The following is an 18,449-nucleotide window of genomic DNA, read 5'->3' as shown; positions in this document are numbered from 1 at the left end:
GCGCTTATCCGACCTACGAAGACGTTTGTCATCAGTCTCAGATAACGTTGTTATTTCCATACTTTTTATGAGCGTTACCATATGTGACGAAGGGGTGGTAGAGGCATCACCCTTTAGGGGTAAATACAGGGGTGGGATCAAAAAGGAATTCGTTTTGTAAAACAAACACTCACCCCGACACAAAGCCGGGGTGAGATTTGCCGTTAATTCAGGCGCTGAGGGGGAACCGCCAGATATTCCATTATTCCCGCAGCGGCATGGCGGCCTTCCGCCATCGCGGTCACCACCAGGTCGGCTCCACGTACCGCATCGCCCCCGGCAAAAATTTTCGGGTTGCTGGTTTGGTATCGCAATTTATCCTCAACGCTGGCGATGATTCGCCCCCAGCTGTCGAGTTTCACGCTGTGCTCTTCCAGCCACGGCATACCGTGCGGGTGGAAGCCAAATGCCATAATCACCGCATCTGCTGGCATCACAAATTCGGAACCTTCAATCGGTTCCGGACGACGGCGACCTTGCTCATCCGGCTCACCCATGCGCGTGCGCAGCATGCGAATTCCCATCACCTGGCCACTTTCATCAAGTTCAATGTTCAGCGGCTGCACGTTGAACTCAAACAATGCCCCTTCTTCGCGGGCATTTTTGACCTCTTTTTTGGAGCCCGGCATGTTGGCTTCGTCGCGACGATAAGCACATGTCACCCGCTCCGCCCCATGGCGTAAAGAAGTGCGCACACAGTCCATTGCCGTGTCACCACCGCCCAAAACTACCACCTGCTGACTCGCCATATTGATATACGGTTCATCAGGTAATTCAGGCAGCCCCATCACCTGTTTGGTGTTAGCAATCAGGAACGGTAGCGCGTCGTAAACCCCTGGCGCGTCTTCGTTTGGCAGCCCGGCTTTCATTGAGCGGTACGTGCCAACACCAACAAATACCGCATCAAACTCAGCCAGAACCTGTTGCAGCGGAATGTCACGACCCACTTCAGTGTTGAGTTTAAATTCGATACCCATCGCACTGAAAATCTCACGACGACGGCTTAATAACGATTTATCCAGCTTGAACGCAGGAATGCCAAACGTCAGCAGCCCGCCGATTTCTGGATGGCGGTCAAACACCGTGGCCTGAACGCCGTTTCGCGCCAGAATATCTGCACAGGCAAGCCCAGCCGGGCCTGCGCCAATCACCGCGACACGGCGGTTTGTCGCTGTGACATAAGAGAGGTCCGGCGTCCAGCCGCTCGCAAACGCATTATCGGAAATATAACGTTCAATATTGCCGATGGTGACAGCACCGTATTCATCTTTGAGGGTACAGGCGCTTTCACATAAGCGGTCTTGCGGGCAGACGCGTCCGGTCACCTCCGGCAGGCAGTTTGTCTGATGCGAAAGCTCGACCGCTTCCAGAATGCGCCCTTCTTTGACCAGTTCAATCCACTGTGGAATATGGTTGTGCAGCGGGCAAGTCCATTCACAAATACTGTGTTCACCGCATTTCAGACAGCGGTCGGCCTGGCTTTCCGCCTGGATTTTATCGAAGGTACGATAGATTTCACCAAAGCCGGTTTTGCGTGATACCAGGTCAATTTTGTCGGGGTCTTGTCGCGCTGGTGTGGCGCGCATTTTGTTCACTTTGGTTAAGTCAGCAGCCAGCAACGGCTGTTGCGCCATGTGTTGCTGCGCGCTACTGTGCCACGGCTGAGATTCCTGAGCCGCGGAGCGTAAACGCCGGGCTTTTGCCAGCCCAGCAAGTGTTTCACTGCTGATGAGTTTCAGTGCTTTACTGGGGCAGTTTTCTACACAAGCCGGGCCATTTTCACGGTGCTGGCATAAATCGCATTTATGGGCGCTGGCTTTTACCGACCGGCCATCATTAAGCGGAACGGTGATGATTTGCATGGCACCAAACGGGCAGGCTACCACGCAGGATTTGCAGCCGATGCACTTGCGCTGGTTAACCTGCACACTCTCTCTGACGCGGGATATTGCTTCATTTGGACAACTGCTGGCACATGGGGCATCTTCACAGTGGCGGCAAGTCACGGCATTGCGTCGTCCCTCATGCTTAATCACCGCAATCCGTGGCTGGAATTGCTGGCTGGTCAGAACATGCTTTTCTTCATTGTGGGACATCACACATGCCACTTCGCAGGCATGGCAGCCAATACATTGTTGAGCATTAGCGAGAACAAAACGATTCATCTTTACCCCTTGCCTGTTATCAAGAACAGAAGGCGATTACTCGTTAGCATTCAAGTTGCAGGTAGGCGGCCAGGGAGCTTATCCCGATGAGCTTACTTAAGTAAGTGATTCGGGTAAGTGAGTGCAGCCAACACCCCTGCGGCTTGAAGGATGACGGGTAAATTTTTTATGGGGTGATGTTATCACCTGGCGATGTATTAACTGGCAATGGTCATTTGCCCAGTTTGCTCTGAAATCTGCTAATAACCTGGTACGGATCAATTTCTTTTCGTGTTTGATGAAACCTCGTTTTTCTGCGTTTTGTTATGCAGCAGTTATGCTTGTGATGTCACAGAGTTAATTCCTAAGCTCTATTTTGGAAGATATGCCGAAATATAAACAACGAGGATTTGTGACGAAGCCAGTTTCTGGTACGTTTCGCTCTCTATTATTTCGACGGGTAAATATTTAGTGATAGTAAAACGCTCGGTTTCCACGAGCCTGGCCCGCGCCTTTTTTTATATTATTTTGCTATCGCTGCTTTCTACAGGCATTGCGATGCTTACCCTTGCGAGCAGTTTACGTGATGCCGAAGCGGTGAATGTCGCAGGGTCATTGCGTATGCAAAGCTATCGCCTGGGTTATGATTTGCAGGGCGACCGTGCCCATATCGATAAGCACCTTGAGCAATACAGCCAATCATTACTCTCACCTGCCCTGCTTAAAATCGAGAAATTCTGGGTGCCAGCGGAAGTCCGAACTCGCTTTGCCACAATTAATTACGCCTGGGCGGAGATGGAACAACACATCCGCCAGGGCGATTTGCAATGGTATCGGGCAAACATCGCAGGCTACGTCGAGCAAATCGATCTCTTTGTGCTGGCGCTTCAGCATTATGCTGAACGCAAAATGATGCAGGTTGTTATCGCCTCGGTGGTGGGTTTTATTGCCATTTTCACGCTGGTGTTTTTCACGTTACGCCGCTTCCGCCAGCAGGTGGTGGCTCCACTCAATAAACTGATGGAAGCCAGCCGCGCTATAGAGCGCGGTGAATTCGATTACCCTCTATTGAGTATGCAGTTGCCGAACGAACTGGGTTTGCTGTCACAGACCTTCACTCGCATGTCCGGTGAGTTGAAGAAACTTTATCGCTCACTTGAAGAGAGCGTGCAGGAAAAAACGCTGGATTTACAAGAGGCCAACCGCACACTGGAAGTCTTGTACGCCTGCTCGCAAGCACTGACGGTCAGTACCATCGATCAACACTGTTTCGAGCGCGTGTTGCAGCAAGTAAGACAGAAAACGCAGGTCAATTATCTTGAGATGAAAACCGGTGAAAACTGGAAGATACAAAACGGCGTTCAACATAATGATCAGGCATGGCAAACCTTGCCGATTGTGCTTGAGGATAAAGAACTGGGTCTGCTCCGTTGGCAAGCCCCACAAGGTGTTCCACCGCTGCCGCTGATGCAAAGCCTGGCCAATATGCTGGGGCGCGGGCTCTATTTCAATCAGGCGCAAAAGCACTATCAGCAGCTATTGTTGATGGAAGAGCGCGCGACCATTGCCCGCGAACTGCATGATTCGCTGGCGCAAGTGCTCTCCTATTTACGCATTCAACTCACCTTGCTAAAACGTGCAGTTCCGGCCCAGAACCAGCCTGCACAGCACATTATTAATGATTTTTCCCAGGCATTGAATGATGCCTATCGCCAGTTACGCGAGTTGTTAGCCACCTTCCGCCTGACGCTCCAGCAAGCAGACTTACCTTCGGCATTGCAGGAAATGATCGCTCCGCTGCGCAAGCAGACCGACGCAACTCTCACTCTGGATTGTAATATTCCGACTCAGGCGTTAGATGCCTCGCAGCAGGTGCATTTACTGCAAATTATTCGCGAAGCTGTGTTAAATGCGATTAAACATGCGCATGCCACTAAAATATCCGTAAGCTGTAGCACTTCACGCTCAGGAATTCATACTGTGAATATACTCGATGACGGTACTGGGATTGCCAGCCTGACCGAACCCGAGGGACATTACGGACTTAACATCATGCAGGAACGTGCCACCCGTTTAGGTGGTGAGCTGGCTATTTCCCGCCCTCCTCAGGGTGGGACTTTGATTGCGTTGAGTTTTAGATCGCCACCGGCAGAACAAGCGACGCACGAAACATCCATAAATTTATAATGATAAAAATGTGAAACATATTGGGGTATATGATGAGTGAGAAAACTGTCTGTCAGGTGTTGATCGTTGATGATCATCCGTTAATGCGTCGTGGCATCCGCCAGTTGCTGGAAATGGATGACAGCTTTCGCGTGGTGGGTGAAGCCAGCAGCGGTGCTGAGGCGATTAGTCTGGCGAATCGCCTGGCTCCCGATCTGATTTTGCTCGACCTCAATATGAAAGGTTTGAGTGGGTTGGACACGCTCAATGCGATGCGTCGTGATGGTGTCAGTGGGCGTATCGTGGTGCTGACGGTATCTGATTCACGTAGCGATATTTTCACGCTGATTGATGCCGGTGCCGATGGATATTTGCTGAAAGATAGCGATCCCGACGTGCTGCTCGAAGATATTCGTCGTGGAGCCACTGAGGGCGAAGCCTATAGCAAACAAGTCGCGGAATATTTACGTACCCGCAGTTTCGAAAAATACAGTGAAGATCCGTTTGCCGTGTTGACCGAACGTGAATTAGACGTGTTACAAGAAGTCGCCAGAGGGTTATCAAATAAACAAATTGCTTCAGGCCTGCATATTTCTGAAGAAACCGTGAAAGTGCATATTCGCAATTTGCTGCGTAAACTTCAGGTTCGTTCCCGAGTCGCAGCAACCGTCTTATATCTTGAACGTCGTGGCTTTTAACATCGCCAACAGCAAACCGATTCCACTACAGAGCGCGAAGATTTTTTACAATATCTCCTCAATTTCTCCACGTTTGGACCTGCGGTAAAGGCTACAGTGACGACTGAGACTCATAATCACAATCTGAAGTACTAACGAGGTCCTGACTGAATGGCGAATTTCTTTATCAATCGCCCCATTTTTGCGTGGGTATTAGCCATTATTTTGTGCCTCACTGGTTTGCTCGCGATTTTCTCTCTTCCTGTCGAACAGTATCCAGACCTCGCACCGCCAAACGTGCGTATCACCGCAAACTATCCAGGTGCATCGGCACAAACGCTGGAAAACACGGTTACGCAGGTGATTGAGCAGAATATGACCGGGCTGGATAACCTGATGTATATGTCGTCACAAAGCAGCGCCACCGGCCAGGCTAGTGTGACACTGACATTTATTGCAGGAACCGATCCTGACGAAGCCGTGCAACAGGTGCAAAACCAGCTGCAATCCGCCTTGCGTAAGCTTCCGCAAGCGGTGCAAACCCAGGGCGTAACCGTCAGGAAAACCGGCGATACCAATATTTTGACGCTCGCTTTCGTTTCTACTGACCACAGTATGGATAAGCAGGACATTGCCGATTACGTCGCCAGTAATATTCAGGAACCGCTGAGCCGTGTGAACGGTGTCGGCGATATCGACGCCTTTGGTTCGCAGTTCTCAATGCGCATCTGGCTCGATCCGAACAAACTCACTAGTTACCAAATGACCGCCAAAGACGTGACGGACGCCATTTCCTCCCAAAATGCGCAGATCGCCGTTGGGCAATTGGGCGGCACGCCATCGGTCGATAAACAGGCATTAAACGCCACCATTAATTCGCAATCCCTGTTACAAACTCCAGAGCAGTTTCGCGATATTACGCTACGGGTGAACCAGGACGGCTCCGTTGTCACCCTCGGTCAGGTGGCCACGGTGGAATTGGGGGGAGAGAACTACAACTACATCAACCGCTACAATCGCGACCCGGCATCTGGCCTTGGCATCAAGCTGGCTTCCGGCGCGAATGAAATGGCGACGGCGGAAAGAGTTCTCTCTCGCCTCGACGAACTGGCCCCCTATTTCCCCCACGGGCTGGAATATAAAATTGCCAATGAAACCACCTCTTTTGTTAAGGCCTCCATTACCGATGTAGTCAAAACATTGCTGGAAGCCATCGCGTTGGTTTTCCTTGTCATGTATTTGTTTTTACAAAACTTCCGCGCAACACTCATTCCCACGATTGCCGTTCCTGTGGTCCTGATGGGAACGTTCGCGATTCTCTATGCCTTTGGCTACAGCATTAATACGTTGACCATGTTTGCTATGGTGCTGGCGATAGGTTTGCTGGTGGATGACGCTATCGTGGTGGTGGAAAACGTCGAGCGCATCATGACCGAGGAAGGGTTATCGCCCAAAGAAGCGACCCGAAAATCAATGGGCCAGATTCAGGGCGCACTGGTAGGCATCGCGATGGTGCTTTCAGCCGTATTTGTGCCCATGGCCTTTTTCGGTGGCACTACCGGAGCTATTTACCGCCAGTTTTCCATCACGATTGTTGCCTCCATGGTGCTGTCAGTGCTGGTGGCGCTGATCCTCACCCCAGCGCTGTGTGCAACATTATTAAAACCGCTGCACAAAGGTGAACAGCACGGACAAAAGGGCTTTTTCGGCTGGTTTAACCGTATGTTTAACCGCAATGCCTTGAGATACGAAAATGCCGTTGGCCGGATTTTGCACCGCAGTCTGCGCTGGATCCTGGTTTATGTTCTACTGCTAGGGGGCATGGTAGTGCTGTTTTTACATCTGCCCACTTCATTTTTACCGCAGGAAGACCGCGGAATGTTTACCACCTCGGTTCAGCTTCCAAGCGGTGCGACCCAGCAACAAACGCTACAGGTTGTAGAGCAAGTGGAAGATTACTTTTTCAGCCACGAGCAGGAAAATATTCTCTCCATCTTCGCCACCGTAGGCTCCGGTCCAGGGGGGAATGGTCAGAACGTCGCACGTATGTTTATTCGTCTGAAAAACTGGGACGATCGCGATGCTAAAACCGGCACTTCATTTGCCATTATCGAGCGAGCCACCAAAGCATTTAACCGCATTAAAGAAGCACGAGTCTTCGCCAGCAGCCCGCCTGCTATCAACGGTTTAGGTAGTTCGGCAGGTTTTGATATGGAATTGCAAGATCACGGTGGCGTCGGTCACGACGTGCTAATGGCCGCCAGGGATCAGCTTTTGGACCTGGCGGGGAAAGACGATCGCCTCACTCGAGTGCGCCACAATGGCCTTGATGACAGCCCACAGTTGCAAGTCGATATTGACCAGCGCAAAGCTCAGGCATTGGGTGTCTCCATCGACGATATCAACGACACCCTGCAAACAGCATGGGGTTCGAGTTATGTGAATGACTTTATGGACAGGGGCCGCGTGAAGAAGGTGTATGTGCAGGCGGAGGCGAAATACCGCATGCTGCCGGAAGACATTAACCAGTGGTATGTGCGCAACAAAGACGGCGGAATGGTGCCTTTCTCGGCGTTTGCCAGTTCACATTGGGAAACCGGTTCGCCACGTCTTGAGCGCTACAACGGCTATTCAGCATTAGAAATTGTCGGCGAAGCAGCACCAGGCGTCAGCACCGGTACGGCAATGGATATTATGGAAAACCTGGTACACCAGTTACCTGGCGGGTTGGGTCTTGAGTGGACAGCGATGTCCTATCAGGAACGCCTCTCCGGTGCGCAAGCGCCAGCGTTATACGCCATTTCCCTGTTAGTGGTTTTCCTGTGTCTGGCTGCGCTTTATGAAAGCTGGTCTGTGCCATTCTCGGTGATGCTGGTTGTGCCATTAGGGGTAATCGGTGCGTTACTTGCCACCTGGATGCGTGGGCTGGAAAATGACGTCTACTTCCAGGTCGGCCTGCTGACAGTCATTGGGCTATCAGCGAAGAACGCCATATTAATCGTCGAATTTGCCAATGAAATGAATCAGAAGGGTCAGGATTTGCTGTCGGCTACGCTGTATGCCTGCCGCCAACGTTTACGCCCAATATTAATGACTTCTCTGGCATTTATCTTTGGCGTGTTGCCGATGGCCACCAGCAGTGGCGCAGGCTCCGGTAGCCAGCATGCGGTGGGGACAGGCGTGATGGGCGGGATGATTTCTGCCACGATACTGGCGATATTCTTCGTTCCCCTGTTCTTTGTGCTGGTGCGGCGGCGCTTCCCGCTTAAAGAGCATGCTGAAAAGTAGTCCACAAAAAAGCGACCTGAACAGGTCGCTTTTTGTATGGCTCAAAGTGTATTGAGAATAAGAGCATCATGCTCTTGCTGTTAGTTTCATTTACGAAGCATATCTTCGATGAAATCTTTCCAGTTCCCTAGTTCGTGTTCGATCATAACCGCCTCTCTTATAACTGCTCTAATTATACGTAATCCCTTCCATGGAGTGAAGCGACGATACTTAGTGGCTTCACTGGCTATCATCAAATATTGAGAGTCGACTGCGTATTGCGTTAATTATCAGCTCAGCAGGTAATTTAAAATGTGACGACGAACTTGAAACAAAATGATTCACCAACTTTCGGATTTTTACCCTGTAGGCCACGAAAAATCTGACTTATCGCAGCGTTCAAAGGCTCCGAGTTTATGTAACATCTAATGGCTATAAATTAACCACCCCGGTAAAAAGAAACGCTATTACCTAACTTTTAGATTAGCTATTAGGCTATATTTTGCCTTGCGACTTTTTTATCATTTTAATTATTCTAATTACCTGCATAAATAATCACCTCTAAAGATAAGGATTGACTCCGTGATAATTCTCTACGGTATTAAAAACTGCGACACCATCAAGAAAGCACGCCGCTGGCTGGAGACTCAAGGTGTGGATTATCAATTTCATGATTATCGCGTCGACGGGCTGGATGCGGATTTATTGAATAGTTTCATCGCGCAGTTAGGCTGGGAAGCGCTGTTAAATACCCGAGGAACAACATGGCGGAAACTCGATGAAGCCCATCGGGCGAGCATAACTGACGCGCAGAGCGCAGCGGATCTGATGATTTCAATGCCTGCAATCATCAAACGCCCATTGCTCTACGCGCCCGGTCAGCCTATGCTGCTGGGTTTCAATGAATCGAACTATCAGCAGTTTATCAACGAGGTGTAGTCCTATGTCTTGCCCAGTTATTGAGCTGACGCAACAGCTTATCCGCCGTCCTTCCCTGAGCCCAGACGACGCTGGCTGCCAGGCGCTGATGATTGAGCGACTGCGTGCTATCGGTTTTACTATCGAGCACATGGATTTTGGCGATACACAAAATTTCTGGGCATGGCGAGGAAAAGGCGAAACGCTCGCGTTTGCTGGCCATACCGACGTGGTACCTTCAGGTGACGCCGATCGCTGGATTAACCCGCCGTTTGAACCGACTATCCGCGATGGCCTGCTGTTTGGCCGTGGTGCAGCAGATATGAAAGGCTCGCTGGCAGCCATGGTGGTTGCGGCAGAGCGTTTTGTTGCACAGAACCCGCGCCACAAAGGTCGCCTCGCATTTCTGATTACTTCAGATGAAGAAGCCAGTGCCAAAAATGGCACGGTGAAAGTGGTTGAAACCTTGATGGCGCGTAATGAGCGCCTCGATTATTGCCTGGTCGGAGAACCGTCCAGCACTGAAGTGGTCGGCGATGTGGTGAAAAATGGTCGTCGCGGCTCATTGACCTGCAATCTCACCGTACATGGTGTGCAGGGGCATGTTGCTTATCCGCATCTGGCTGATAACCCAGTTCACCGCGCAGCACCGATGCTGAACGAATTAGTCACTATTGAGTGGGACAAAGGAAACGAGTTTTTCCCGGCCACCAGTATGCAGATTGCCAACGTTCAGGCCGGAACCGGCAGCAACAATGTCATTCCTGGCGATTTGTACGTGCAATTCAACTTCCGTTTCAGCACCGAACTGACTGACGAAGATATCAAACAGCGCGTGATTGCCCTGCTGGATAAATATCAACTGCGCTATACCCTCGACTGGTGGCTTTCCGGCCAGCCGTTCCTGACCTCACGCGGCAAGTTGGTCGATGCGGTAGTGAATGCAGTTGAGCACTATAATGAAATTAGACCGCAACTGTTGACCACGGGCGGCACGTCAGATGGACGCTTTATCGCGCGTATGGGTGCGCAGGTGGTGGAGCTTGGGCCAGTCAACGCGACCATTCATAAAATTAATGAGTGTGTGAACGCCGCAGACCTGCAACTGCTTGCCCGTATGTATCAACGTATTATGGAGCAGCTTGTCGCCTGACAGGCTGCGCAACTTAAGTGAGGTATTGGCATGGAATGGCTATCACACTACTGGTGGATTATCGTACTGGTATTTCTACTCGGTATTTTCCTGAATGTTATTAAGGATCTGAAGCGTATCGATCCGAAAAAATATATGGAGAATAAACCCGAGCTTCCCCCGCATCGTGACTTCAACGACAAGTGGGATGACGAAGACGACTTCCCGAAGAAAAAGCCTTAGTTTTTGCCCTCACCCCAGCCCTCACCCCCAGGAGAGGGAGAAGAAACACTCCTGGGGTGAGGGAGTCCCATCTCACATAAACTCAACAATATCGTCGTCGTTCGGTTTACCGCCGCTCAGCGCTTCATCGAAATAATGCTTCGGCACGGTATAACGCAGATGGTCCAGCGCAATCTGAATGCTGCGGTCATCAATGGCGTGGCCTAAATTGTCAATCACATCCAGCGTCACATCGCCTCCAAGTTCCGTTAACTTTTCCGAGGCGTCAAAGGCATGTTTCACATCAATCACCCCGTCAATATCACCATGAATCAAATGAATGGTGGTTGAGGTTGATGCGCTTTCAGGAAGCGTTGCATAGCGACCATTAAAAGCAACCACACGAGAAGCGAGGTACGGCTCGGCTTTCACGCCTTCAAGCGCCATGATCGCCCCTTGCGAGAAACCAATCAGCGCAGTGGCATTTGCCGCGACACCGCTGTGTCTCTGCCAGTCACGCACCACTTCGATAAACGTTGGCATGATGGTATCAACCCTTGCCTCGCGGTTTTCTTCCGTCACTCCCGCAACGGAAAACCATTCCCGACCTTGATACGGGCCACTGGGTGCCGGGCCGCCAATGCTGACCACCAGCGCATCAGGAAAATGTGGTGCAAACCAGCCGCCAATTTCACCCATGGCAACAGGATTATCGCCAACACCATGAAATAACAACATCAGTTGCTTAGCCGGAGTGGCAGGGCTTTGGACTACAAAATGGTCATGTTGCATGGTGTTCTCCTTAAGTTTCTGGAGTTGACTATACGCCGACGAATCGCGATGACCATGCCATTTGACTGAACGACTTAGTGGAAAAATTGCAATTGCAAAAGCGCGTTTTTCAGCGCAATGCACTGTTGCTCATCGAGTTTTTCCAGCGCCTTTTGCACTTCCTGGCGCATGACGTTCAATAGTGCTTTGCGCCCGGATATGCGCCATTGTTGGCAGAGTATTTCTACACTCAGGTGTTGCTGGATGCGACCACGCAATGCATTCATTGGCATATCACTAGTGAGTAATAAGCGATTCAGGGAACCCAGACAGGCTTCCTGCGGGCGATGCCCAAACGCAAAACCTGCCAACTCCAGCCAGTCATCACTGTTTAGCGTAGCCTCTTCACAGCCAATCACGGGTAATGGATGGTCAATCCACGGCTGTAACCAGGCAATATCGCGCTGTAATCGGTGCTGTTCGTGGTGAGTGAGTGCTTCCCCTTGTGGTGTAAGCGGTAACAACGCCATCGCGTTATAGCACCCGCTGCTGGCCTCACGATGGCTGCCCACGCGCACCAGCACGAAGCCACAACTTTCCCAAAAGCGCCAAAGCTCGTCGGTAAAACCAAAACTGACTGAAAGGTAATCTGCGGCCTGCTGCGCGTGAGCTTTCACTCTGGCAATCATTTGTTGGCCGATTTGCTGGCGCTGGCGCAGCGGATGCACCGCAATGCGGCTGACGCGCAAGCCTTTAAACGTGGCAGCTAATGGGCTACCGCCGTGAGCCGCCAGTGATTGTGCAACCAGATTCCCACGCGGGCGCCGGAAGCCAGCCCATACAGCACGGCTCAGGTTCTCACTCAGCCCGCCCTCTTCCACCAGCCAGCTGGCACCTATGGTTTCTTCACCGCAGTTGGCGGCAATGAAATGCTGCCCTGGCGCATCCAGCATCCGCCGCCAGTCCAGTGGTGAAGTGCGATAGTGCGCACCTGACAGTAAGCGATACATATGTTGTAGTTGAAGCGAGGGTTGTGCTTCACGATTGTGTTCAATGAGTTGCAGGGAAATCGTGCCCTGTGCAACGGTGCTGACATCTACCTCATCAAACAGCAAAACCGTATCGATGAGTTTTTCCAGCGGGTCGTTGATAGCCCAGCGAATAGGTGTCGACAGGGTATAGCGCGTTAACGTGTCGAGGCTTGCGCAAAATTTGAGGATAAAGCCTCTTCCGGTTCCTTCGTAACCCTGAACCGTGGTGGTCAGCAACACACGAGGAAAATGGGAGATTAACTGCCGTAATTGAGGAGCCGGAATAGAGGCCGCCTCATCAATGATTAGCCAGTCGGCCTTAAAGGCCTCACTATTGGTGAGCAGCGCGTCTGGTGCCACAAAATTAAAACAATCACCGGCATGTTCAGCGAGCACATCCGTTGCCGCTTTGGCTGGCGCTGTCACCAGCCCCGTACCGGTAATCCTGCGCAGTAACATCCCCGCAAGAGCGGATTTTCCACGCCCCCTCGGCGCGGTTACCACCGCAACCCCTCCAGGCATATCCAGCAATGTATCCAGAATAGCCGCCTGCTCATCGAAAGGCGCACCATTAGCCATATGCCACTGTGGACGTGGGGGAAACTCAGAGAGTTTTAGCGGCTGATGCTGCTGCCAGAGCACGCATTCATTGTCGGCTTGAATACAGTGTTGCAGATGAGAGATAAAGTGCGGCGTGGGAATGGCTTCAGATTGCTCACTCCAGCGGGTCGAATCGGAATCGGGACGTAGCGGCCAACTGTTCCACGCGGGCGCAAGCAGTACTAACCAGCTTCCCGCTTTGAGTGTACCGGCCAGGGCAGCGAGCGCTTCGGCATCCAGCCCGTTTCGCGCGTCAAATACTGCGTGCTGAAACTCTCGCCCCAGCAACGTGCGCAGCGCGGTGGTGGCGCAGTGAAGTGGCAGCTCAGGCGCAGCTCCTACCCACAACCAGTCTCCTGGCAGTTGCCGGACGAGAGACTGGACTTGTTGGCTGCTCCACGTGCTTTCACCGGCCAGTATCAACATGCGACGAATACCCGCATCTACCATGCGGGTGGTGGCTTGCCGAAGCTGTTCCATAGCTTGAATCCTTGTCACATCTTGTTATTTGACAGTGTTGCCAAAGGTATTGCACTGGGTAGGGTCACCGCTATCGAAACCGCGTTTAAACCAAGTGTAACGCTGCTCGGAAGTACCATGGGTGAAGCTATCTGGCACTACACGCCCCTGCCCTTGTTGTTGCAGGCGGTCATCGCCAATGGCTTCTGCGGCATTCAATGCTTCCTGTAAATCTCCGGCATCCAGCACTTCTTGTTTCTGCATGCTGTTACCCCAGACACCCGCGAAGCAGTCTGCCTGTAATTCCATTTTTACCGACAGACGATTTCCTTCAGCCTGGCTCGCCCCCTGCTGGAGCTGACGAACTTTCGGTTCAATGCCGAGCAATTTCTGAACGTGATGCCCCACTTCATGAGCAATGACATAGCCCTGAGCGAAATCACCATCTGCGCCCAGTTTGTTTTTCATTTCATCGTAGAAAGACAGATCGATATACACCGTGCTGTCTGCCGGGCAGTAAAATGGCCCCATGATTGACTGACCAGTGCCGCACCCGGTACGTGTCGCGCCACGGTACATCACCAGTTTTGGTTGCTGATACGTCCGCCCCATCTTCTGGAAAATTTGCCCCCAGGTATCTTCCGTGGTTGCCAGAATCACCGAGGTAAATTTGGCAGCTTCATCATCGTTAGGGCTGATTGAACGCTGTGTAGATTGCTGTTGAACGGGTTGCCCGCCAGACAACAGTGAAGTCAGGTCAACGCCGTAATAACTCGCGACCACAACCACGATGAGAATGACAATACCGCCTTTACCGCCAGGTAAACGGAACCCGCCACCTCCACCGCCAAAGTTTGGACCTGAAGATTGACCTCTCCTGTCTTCTACATTGTCGCTTTCGCGACGACCTTGCCAGCGCATAATAGACCTCAATATTCACATCTTGTAATCAGTAGATCGTAGGTGGTTAATAGCAGGATTACCATAGGAAACAAGATGTGAAAAAGCCGAATGTGAAAACACATTCGGCTTTAAAAATAATTATGCAGGAAATTAGTCTAATTTAACGCCAAGACGATGAGCCACTTCTTCGTAAGCTTCAATCAAACCACCGAGACTCTGGCGGAAGCGGTCTTTGTCCATTTTGTTGAGCGTTTGTTTGTCCCACAGGCGGCTACCGTCCGGGGAAAACTCATCACCCAATACGACCTCACCTTTGAATAAACCAAACTCCAGCTTGAAATCGACCAGGATCAGGCCTGCGTCATCGAACAACTTGCTCAGCACGTCGTTAGCTTTGTAGCTCAGCTCACGCATACGCGCCAGGTTCTCTTTGTTCACCCAACCAAACGTTTCGCAATAAGATTCGTTGACCATCGGGTCGTGCATCTCATCGTTTTTCAGGAACAAATCAAACAAGGGTGGATTCAGTTCAATGCCTTCTTCAATACCCAGGCGTTTAACCAATGAACCCGCAGCACGGTTGCGGATAACGCACTCAACCGGCACCATATCGAGCTTCTTCACCAGTATTTCGTTGTCGGAGAGCAGTGCTTCCATTTGCGTAGGAATGCCAGCTTCTTCCAGTTTGGCCATAATGAAATGGTTAAACTTGTTGTTCACCATGCCTTTACGGTCGAACTGTTCGATGCGGGCACCGTCCCCTGCTGACGTATCATTGCGGAATTCGAGCACCAACAGATCCGGGTTTTCCGTGCTGTATACGGTCTTCGCTTTGCCACGATACAACTCAGCTTGCTTTTGCATCTTTCTTACTCCAGGTGTGATTTAACTAAAAATTTCGTTATCCATCGCTACGCACACGTTTGCGTAGCCTGGCAGAAAAAAGGCCAGATTGCTCTGGCCTCTAAAAGTTACTTGCTGAATGCTGCCTGGAATACAGCGACCAGAGCATCGTTCTGGGACTGCGTCAGCGTGTGACCTTTTGGATCGATGAACTGCAGACTGCTGCGGTTATCGAGGTCGCCCACTTGCAGTTTATAGTCGCCACTGGACAGACCTGGGTCTTTCGCCCCTAAATCTTGCCATGCGCTATCAGACAATGGTTTGTAGGTCACCGCCACGCTACCGGTTGAACGCGTAGCATCGGTGACTTTCATGCCGACTTTCTCAAGCGTTGCAGGTAAACGGCCCCAAACAACGTTGTACGGAGCACGCACTACCAGCATTGGTAAGCCAGTGTCGTCAGCGGCACTTTGCACATCAAGTTGCGTCGCTGCACGGTTGTCTTTCGCGTTCTGCTGGTCAGTCTGGGTTTTATCCAGGCCTGCGCTAATGCTGTTCAACATTTCTGCGCTGTAACGCTGCAGGGATGCCGCGTCAGAAACTGGCTTGCCAGCCTGTTCCAGATTCAGCAGTTTAACCACCACAGCTTGTTGATAGCCCTGCGGTTTCACACTGATCTGGTAGCGCCCACGGTACTGTTGATCTTCATCAGCACGGTTCCATTCTACCCACTCAGTGGACAGAGTCTGGCTCGCGTCATCACGTTTATCAATGCCGTAGTTTTTTGCCTGAAGAACACTGACAACTTGCGGCCACAGCGTTGCGCTACGCGCACTTTCAACCATCAGCGTGGCGGTATCCCCAGTAAACTGAGTGCGCGCGCCACTGACTAATGCCAGAGGTTGAGCTGGCGGACGAATATCCAGCTCTTTGCCTACTGCGCCGCTGCCGTTGGTGACCGGAACATTATATTCACCGTTCTGCACCGGCAGGATCATCCCCGCCGGAGAATGGATTTCCGCAAGTGGTGCTGCATCTAAGTAGGCTTCGTCACCGCTAACCTGGCGCTTATAACGCTGGTCGGTGCTGCATGCTGCCAACAGCATGGCTAACGAAACCACTGCAACTTTCGCCACCATCGACTTCTGTACTGAGTGAGCCATCAAATCTCCCTAAACTTTACAGCAAACCGGCATGCTTGAGCGCGCTAATAATCACCGGACGACTGGCTTCAGTCAGCGGTGTCATTGGCAGGCGTAAGGTATCGGTTGCCACAAGTCCCAACTCCCGACATGCCCATTTGACTGGGATAGGGTTGGGTTCAACAAATAATTTATTGTGCAGCGGCATCAAACGTTCGTTGATAACGCGCGCTTGCGCATATTGCCCATTGGCGGCCAGTTTACACACTTCTGCCATTTCACGCGCGGCTACGTTTGCCGTCACAGAAATCACACCGTGGCCACCTAACTGCATGAAGTCCAGTGCACTAGCATCGTCGCCGCTAACCAGGATGAAGTCATCTTCAACCAGCTCTTTGATCTGGTTTACTCGAGTTAAGTTCCCGGTAGCTTCTTTGATACCGATAATATTTTTGATTTGCGCCAGGCGGCCTACTGTTTCAGGCAGCATGTCACAACCGGTACGAGAAGGAACATTGTACAGCATCTGCGGCAGGTCGGTGCTTTCAGCAATCGCTTTGAAGTGCTGGAACAGTCCTTCCTGAGTTGGACGGTTGTAGTAAGGCGTTACCGTCAGGCAACCGACGATCCCGCTATTTTCAAAACGCTGAGTCAGGGAGATAGCTTCAGAGGTGGCGTTTGCGCCAGTCCCTGCGATAACCGGAATACGGCCAGCGGCCAGCTCCAGCGTCATCAGAACCACATCACCGTGCTCTTCATGGCTCAACGTAGCAGACTCTCCGGTGGTCCCCACCGAGACAATCGCCGCAGTCCCGCTGGCAACATGGTAATCAATCAGTTTTTTCAGGCTTGACCGGCAGACATTACCTTTCTCATCCATCGGCGTCACAAGCGCGACAATACTTCCAGTGAACATTGGCCATCCTCTGTGCTAACAAGTGTCTCAATGGTACGTTTGGTGCAGGATCAAAAGCAAGTCACCAGGTGACGCTACACGGTTGTACGCAGGTTTTTTTTATGCTTTCCTTATGATATCTCACCGATTCACAGGAAGAATACGTTTGACTCCCTCACCACACCATTATTTGGTCATTACGGCCCTTGGGGCGGATAGACCTGGTATTGTTAATACCATCACCCGCCATGTGAGCAGTTGCGGCTGTAATATTGAAGACAGTCGCCTGGCTATGCTCGGTGAAGAGTTCACGTTTATTATGCTGCTGTCAGGCAGTTGGAATGCGATTACCCTGATTGAATCGACTCTCCCCCTGAAGGGCGCAGAGTTGGATTTGCTGATTGTCATGAAGCGTACCGCCGCGCAAGAACGCCCGGCAATGCCAGCGACAGTCTGGGTACAGGTGGAAGTCACTGATTCCCCTCATTTAATCGAACGCTTCACCAATCTGTTTGATATTCACCATATGAATATTGCCGAACTGAGTTCTCGTACCCAACCGACTCAAGATGGCCAACCAGCACAGCTTTATATTCAGATTACTGCGCATAGTCCCGCCTCAGAAGATGCGAGCCGGATCGAAGATGAGTTCAAGGCCCTCTGTACAGAACTCAAAGCACAGGGCAGTATTAACGTTGTGAATTATCCACAGCAAGATGATTAAGACGGAGAGTTGTAATGAGCCCACTGAAAGCCGGTGATATCGCACCGAAATTTAGCTTACCCGATCAAGACGGTGAGCAAATAAATTTAACCGACTTCCAGGGACAGCGCGTTCTGGTTTATTTCTATCCTAAAGCAATGACGCCAGGCTGTACCGTGCAAGCATGCGGGTTGCGCGACAACATGGACGAGTTGAAAAAGAAGGGTGTAGAAGTGCTGGGTATTAGCACCGACAAACCAGAAAAACTGTCACGTTTTGCCGAAAAAGAGTTACTTAACTTCACCCTGCTTTCTGATGAAGACCATCAAGTCTGCGAACAATTTGGGGTGTGGGGCGAGAAATCGTTTATGGGTAAAACTTACGACGGCATCCATCGTATTAGCTTCCTGCTTGATGGCGAAGGGAAAGTCGAGAAAGTGTTTGATGATTTTAAAACCAGTAACCATCACGATATTGTGGTGAACTGGCTGAAAGAAAACGCTTAATTAGCGCATCACCCGATTAAAGACAAACGTC

General features: G+C 51.2%; 16 protein-coding genes. 8 read left to right on the top strand and 8 right to left on the bottom strand.

The genetic code is table 11. The features are described 5' to 3' along the window. Nucleotides 1-203: 203 nt before the first annotated feature. Nucleotides 204-2,204 carry a formate-dependent uric acid utilization protein AegA gene (gene aegA, locus MNO13_RS06150; protein ID WP_241939653.1) on the bottom strand — a complete coding sequence of 667 codons (2,001 nt, stop codon included), beginning with the start codon at nt 2,202-2,204 and terminating at the stop codon, nt 204-206. A 450-nt stretch (nt 2,205-2,654) separates the two neighbouring features. Here aegA and narQ point away from each other — a divergent pair, with 450 nt between their 5' ends. From narQ to acrD, 3 genes are all read left to right on the top strand, one after another. Beyond that, nucleotides 2,655-4,370 carry a nitrate/nitrite two-component system sensor histidine kinase NarQ gene (gene narQ, locus MNO13_RS06145; RefSeq protein ID WP_121815121.1) on the top strand — a complete coding sequence of 572 codons (1,716 nt, stop codon included), beginning with the start codon at nt 2,655-2,657 and terminating at the stop codon, nt 4,368-4,370. 32 nt (nt 4,371-4,402) lie between these two features. Beyond that, entirely contained in the window at nt 4,403-5,047 is a 645-nt protein-coding gene (gene narP, locus MNO13_RS06140; protein ID WP_064544536.1) for a nitrate/nitrite response regulator protein NarP, read from the top strand. A gap of 150 nt (nt 5,048-5,197) precedes the next feature. Beyond that, on the top strand, nt 5,198-8,314 hold the full coding sequence (acrD, locus tag MNO13_RS06135) for a multidrug efflux RND transporter permease AcrD (protein WP_064544534.1): 3,117 nt from the start codon (nt 5,198-5,200) through the stop codon (nt 8,312-8,314). A gap of 86 nt (nt 8,315-8,400) precedes the next feature. Here the strand turns inward: acrD and ypfM are convergent, their stop codons facing one another. Beyond that, on the bottom strand, nt 8,401-8,460 hold the full coding sequence (gene ypfM / locus MNO13_RS06130) for a protein YpfM (RefSeq protein WP_087867655.1): 60 nt from the start codon (nt 8,458-8,460) through the stop codon (nt 8,401-8,403). A gap of 415 nt (nt 8,461-8,875) precedes the next feature. On the opposite strand from ypfM, the gene MNO13_RS06125 reads away from it, so the two are divergent. The 3 genes from MNO13_RS06125 to MNO13_RS06115 are packed head-to-tail and all read left to right on the top strand — an operon-like array spanning nt 8,876 to nt 10,586. Beyond that, nucleotides 8,876-9,232, top strand: coding sequence for an ArsC family reductase (locus MNO13_RS06125; RefSeq protein ID WP_064544531.1), 357 nt, complete (start codon nt 8,876-8,878; stop codon nt 9,230-9,232). Between the two features lie 4 nt (nt 9,233-9,236). Then, nucleotides 9,237-10,364 (top strand): succinyl-diaminopimelate desuccinylase, encoded by a 1,128-nt coding sequence (gene dapE, locus MNO13_RS06120; RefSeq protein ID WP_064544529.1) that lies wholly within the window; start codon nt 9,237-9,239, stop codon nt 10,362-10,364. Nucleotides 10,365-10,394: 30 nt separating this feature from the next. Further along, entirely contained in the window at nt 10,395-10,586 is a 192-nt protein-coding gene (locus MNO13_RS06115) for a YpfN family protein (protein ID WP_064544527.1), read from the top strand. A 72-nt stretch (nt 10,587-10,658) separates the two neighbouring features. Here the strand turns inward: MNO13_RS06115 and ypfH are convergent, their stop codons facing one another. From ypfH to dapA, 6 genes are all read right to left on the bottom strand, one after another. Further along, entirely contained in the window at nt 10,659-11,357 is a 699-nt protein-coding gene (gene ypfH / locus MNO13_RS06110; protein ID WP_241939652.1) for an esterase, read from the bottom strand. 74 nt (nt 11,358-11,431) lie between these two features. Further along, nucleotides 11,432-13,447 (bottom strand): tRNA(Met) cytidine acetyltransferase TmcA, encoded by a 2,016-nt coding sequence (locus tag MNO13_RS06105; protein WP_241939651.1) that lies wholly within the window; start codon nt 13,445-13,447, stop codon nt 11,432-11,434. 24 nt (nt 13,448-13,471) lie between these two features. Next, complete coding sequence (gene ypfJ, locus MNO13_RS06100; RefSeq protein ID WP_064544520.1) at nt 13,472-14,347, bottom strand: KPN_02809 family neutral zinc metallopeptidase; 876 nt, start codon at nt 14,345-14,347, stop codon at nt 13,472-13,474. A gap of 132 nt (nt 14,348-14,479) precedes the next feature. Next, the gene (purC, locus tag MNO13_RS06095; RefSeq protein WP_241939650.1) at nt 14,480-15,193 is read right to left on the bottom strand and encodes a phosphoribosylaminoimidazolesuccinocarboxamide synthase; all 714 of its coding nucleotides are present in this window, start codon (nt 15,191-15,193) and stop codon (nt 14,480-14,482) included. Between the two features lie 107 nt (nt 15,194-15,300). After that, on the bottom strand, nt 15,301-16,335 hold the full coding sequence (gene bamC / locus MNO13_RS06090; protein WP_064544517.1) for an outer membrane protein assembly factor BamC: 1,035 nt from the start codon (nt 16,333-16,335) through the stop codon (nt 15,301-15,303). 16 nt (nt 16,336-16,351) lie between these two features. After that, on the bottom strand, nt 16,352-17,230 hold the full coding sequence (gene dapA / locus MNO13_RS06085; RefSeq protein ID WP_064544515.1) for a 4-hydroxy-tetrahydrodipicolinate synthase: 879 nt from the start codon (nt 17,228-17,230) through the stop codon (nt 16,352-16,354). Nucleotides 17,231-17,375: 145 nt separating this feature from the next. Between dapA and MNO13_RS06080 the strand changes: the two genes are divergently transcribed. Together MNO13_RS06080 and bcp are read left to right on the top strand one after the other, a co-directional pair. Beyond that, nucleotides 17,376-17,933 carry a glycine cleavage system transcriptional repressor gene (locus MNO13_RS06080; RefSeq protein WP_064544513.1) on the top strand — a complete coding sequence of 186 codons (558 nt, stop codon included), beginning with the start codon at nt 17,376-17,378 and terminating at the stop codon, nt 17,931-17,933. Nucleotides 17,934-17,947: 14 nt separating this feature from the next. After that, nucleotides 17,948-18,418 carry a thioredoxin-dependent thiol peroxidase gene (gene bcp, locus MNO13_RS06075; RefSeq protein ID WP_064544511.1) on the top strand — a complete coding sequence of 157 codons (471 nt, stop codon included), beginning with the start codon at nt 17,948-17,950 and terminating at the stop codon, nt 18,416-18,418. Nucleotides 18,419-18,449 lie beyond the last annotated feature (31 nt).

The sequence above is a fragment of the Buttiauxella ferragutiae genome (assembly GCF_022637515.1).
GTDB lineage: Bacteria > Pseudomonadota > Gammaproteobacteria > Enterobacterales > Enterobacteriaceae > Buttiauxella > Buttiauxella ferragutiae.
Note: the sequence above shows the minus strand (reverse complement) of the source record. Positions and strands in the feature narration are given on the sequence as shown.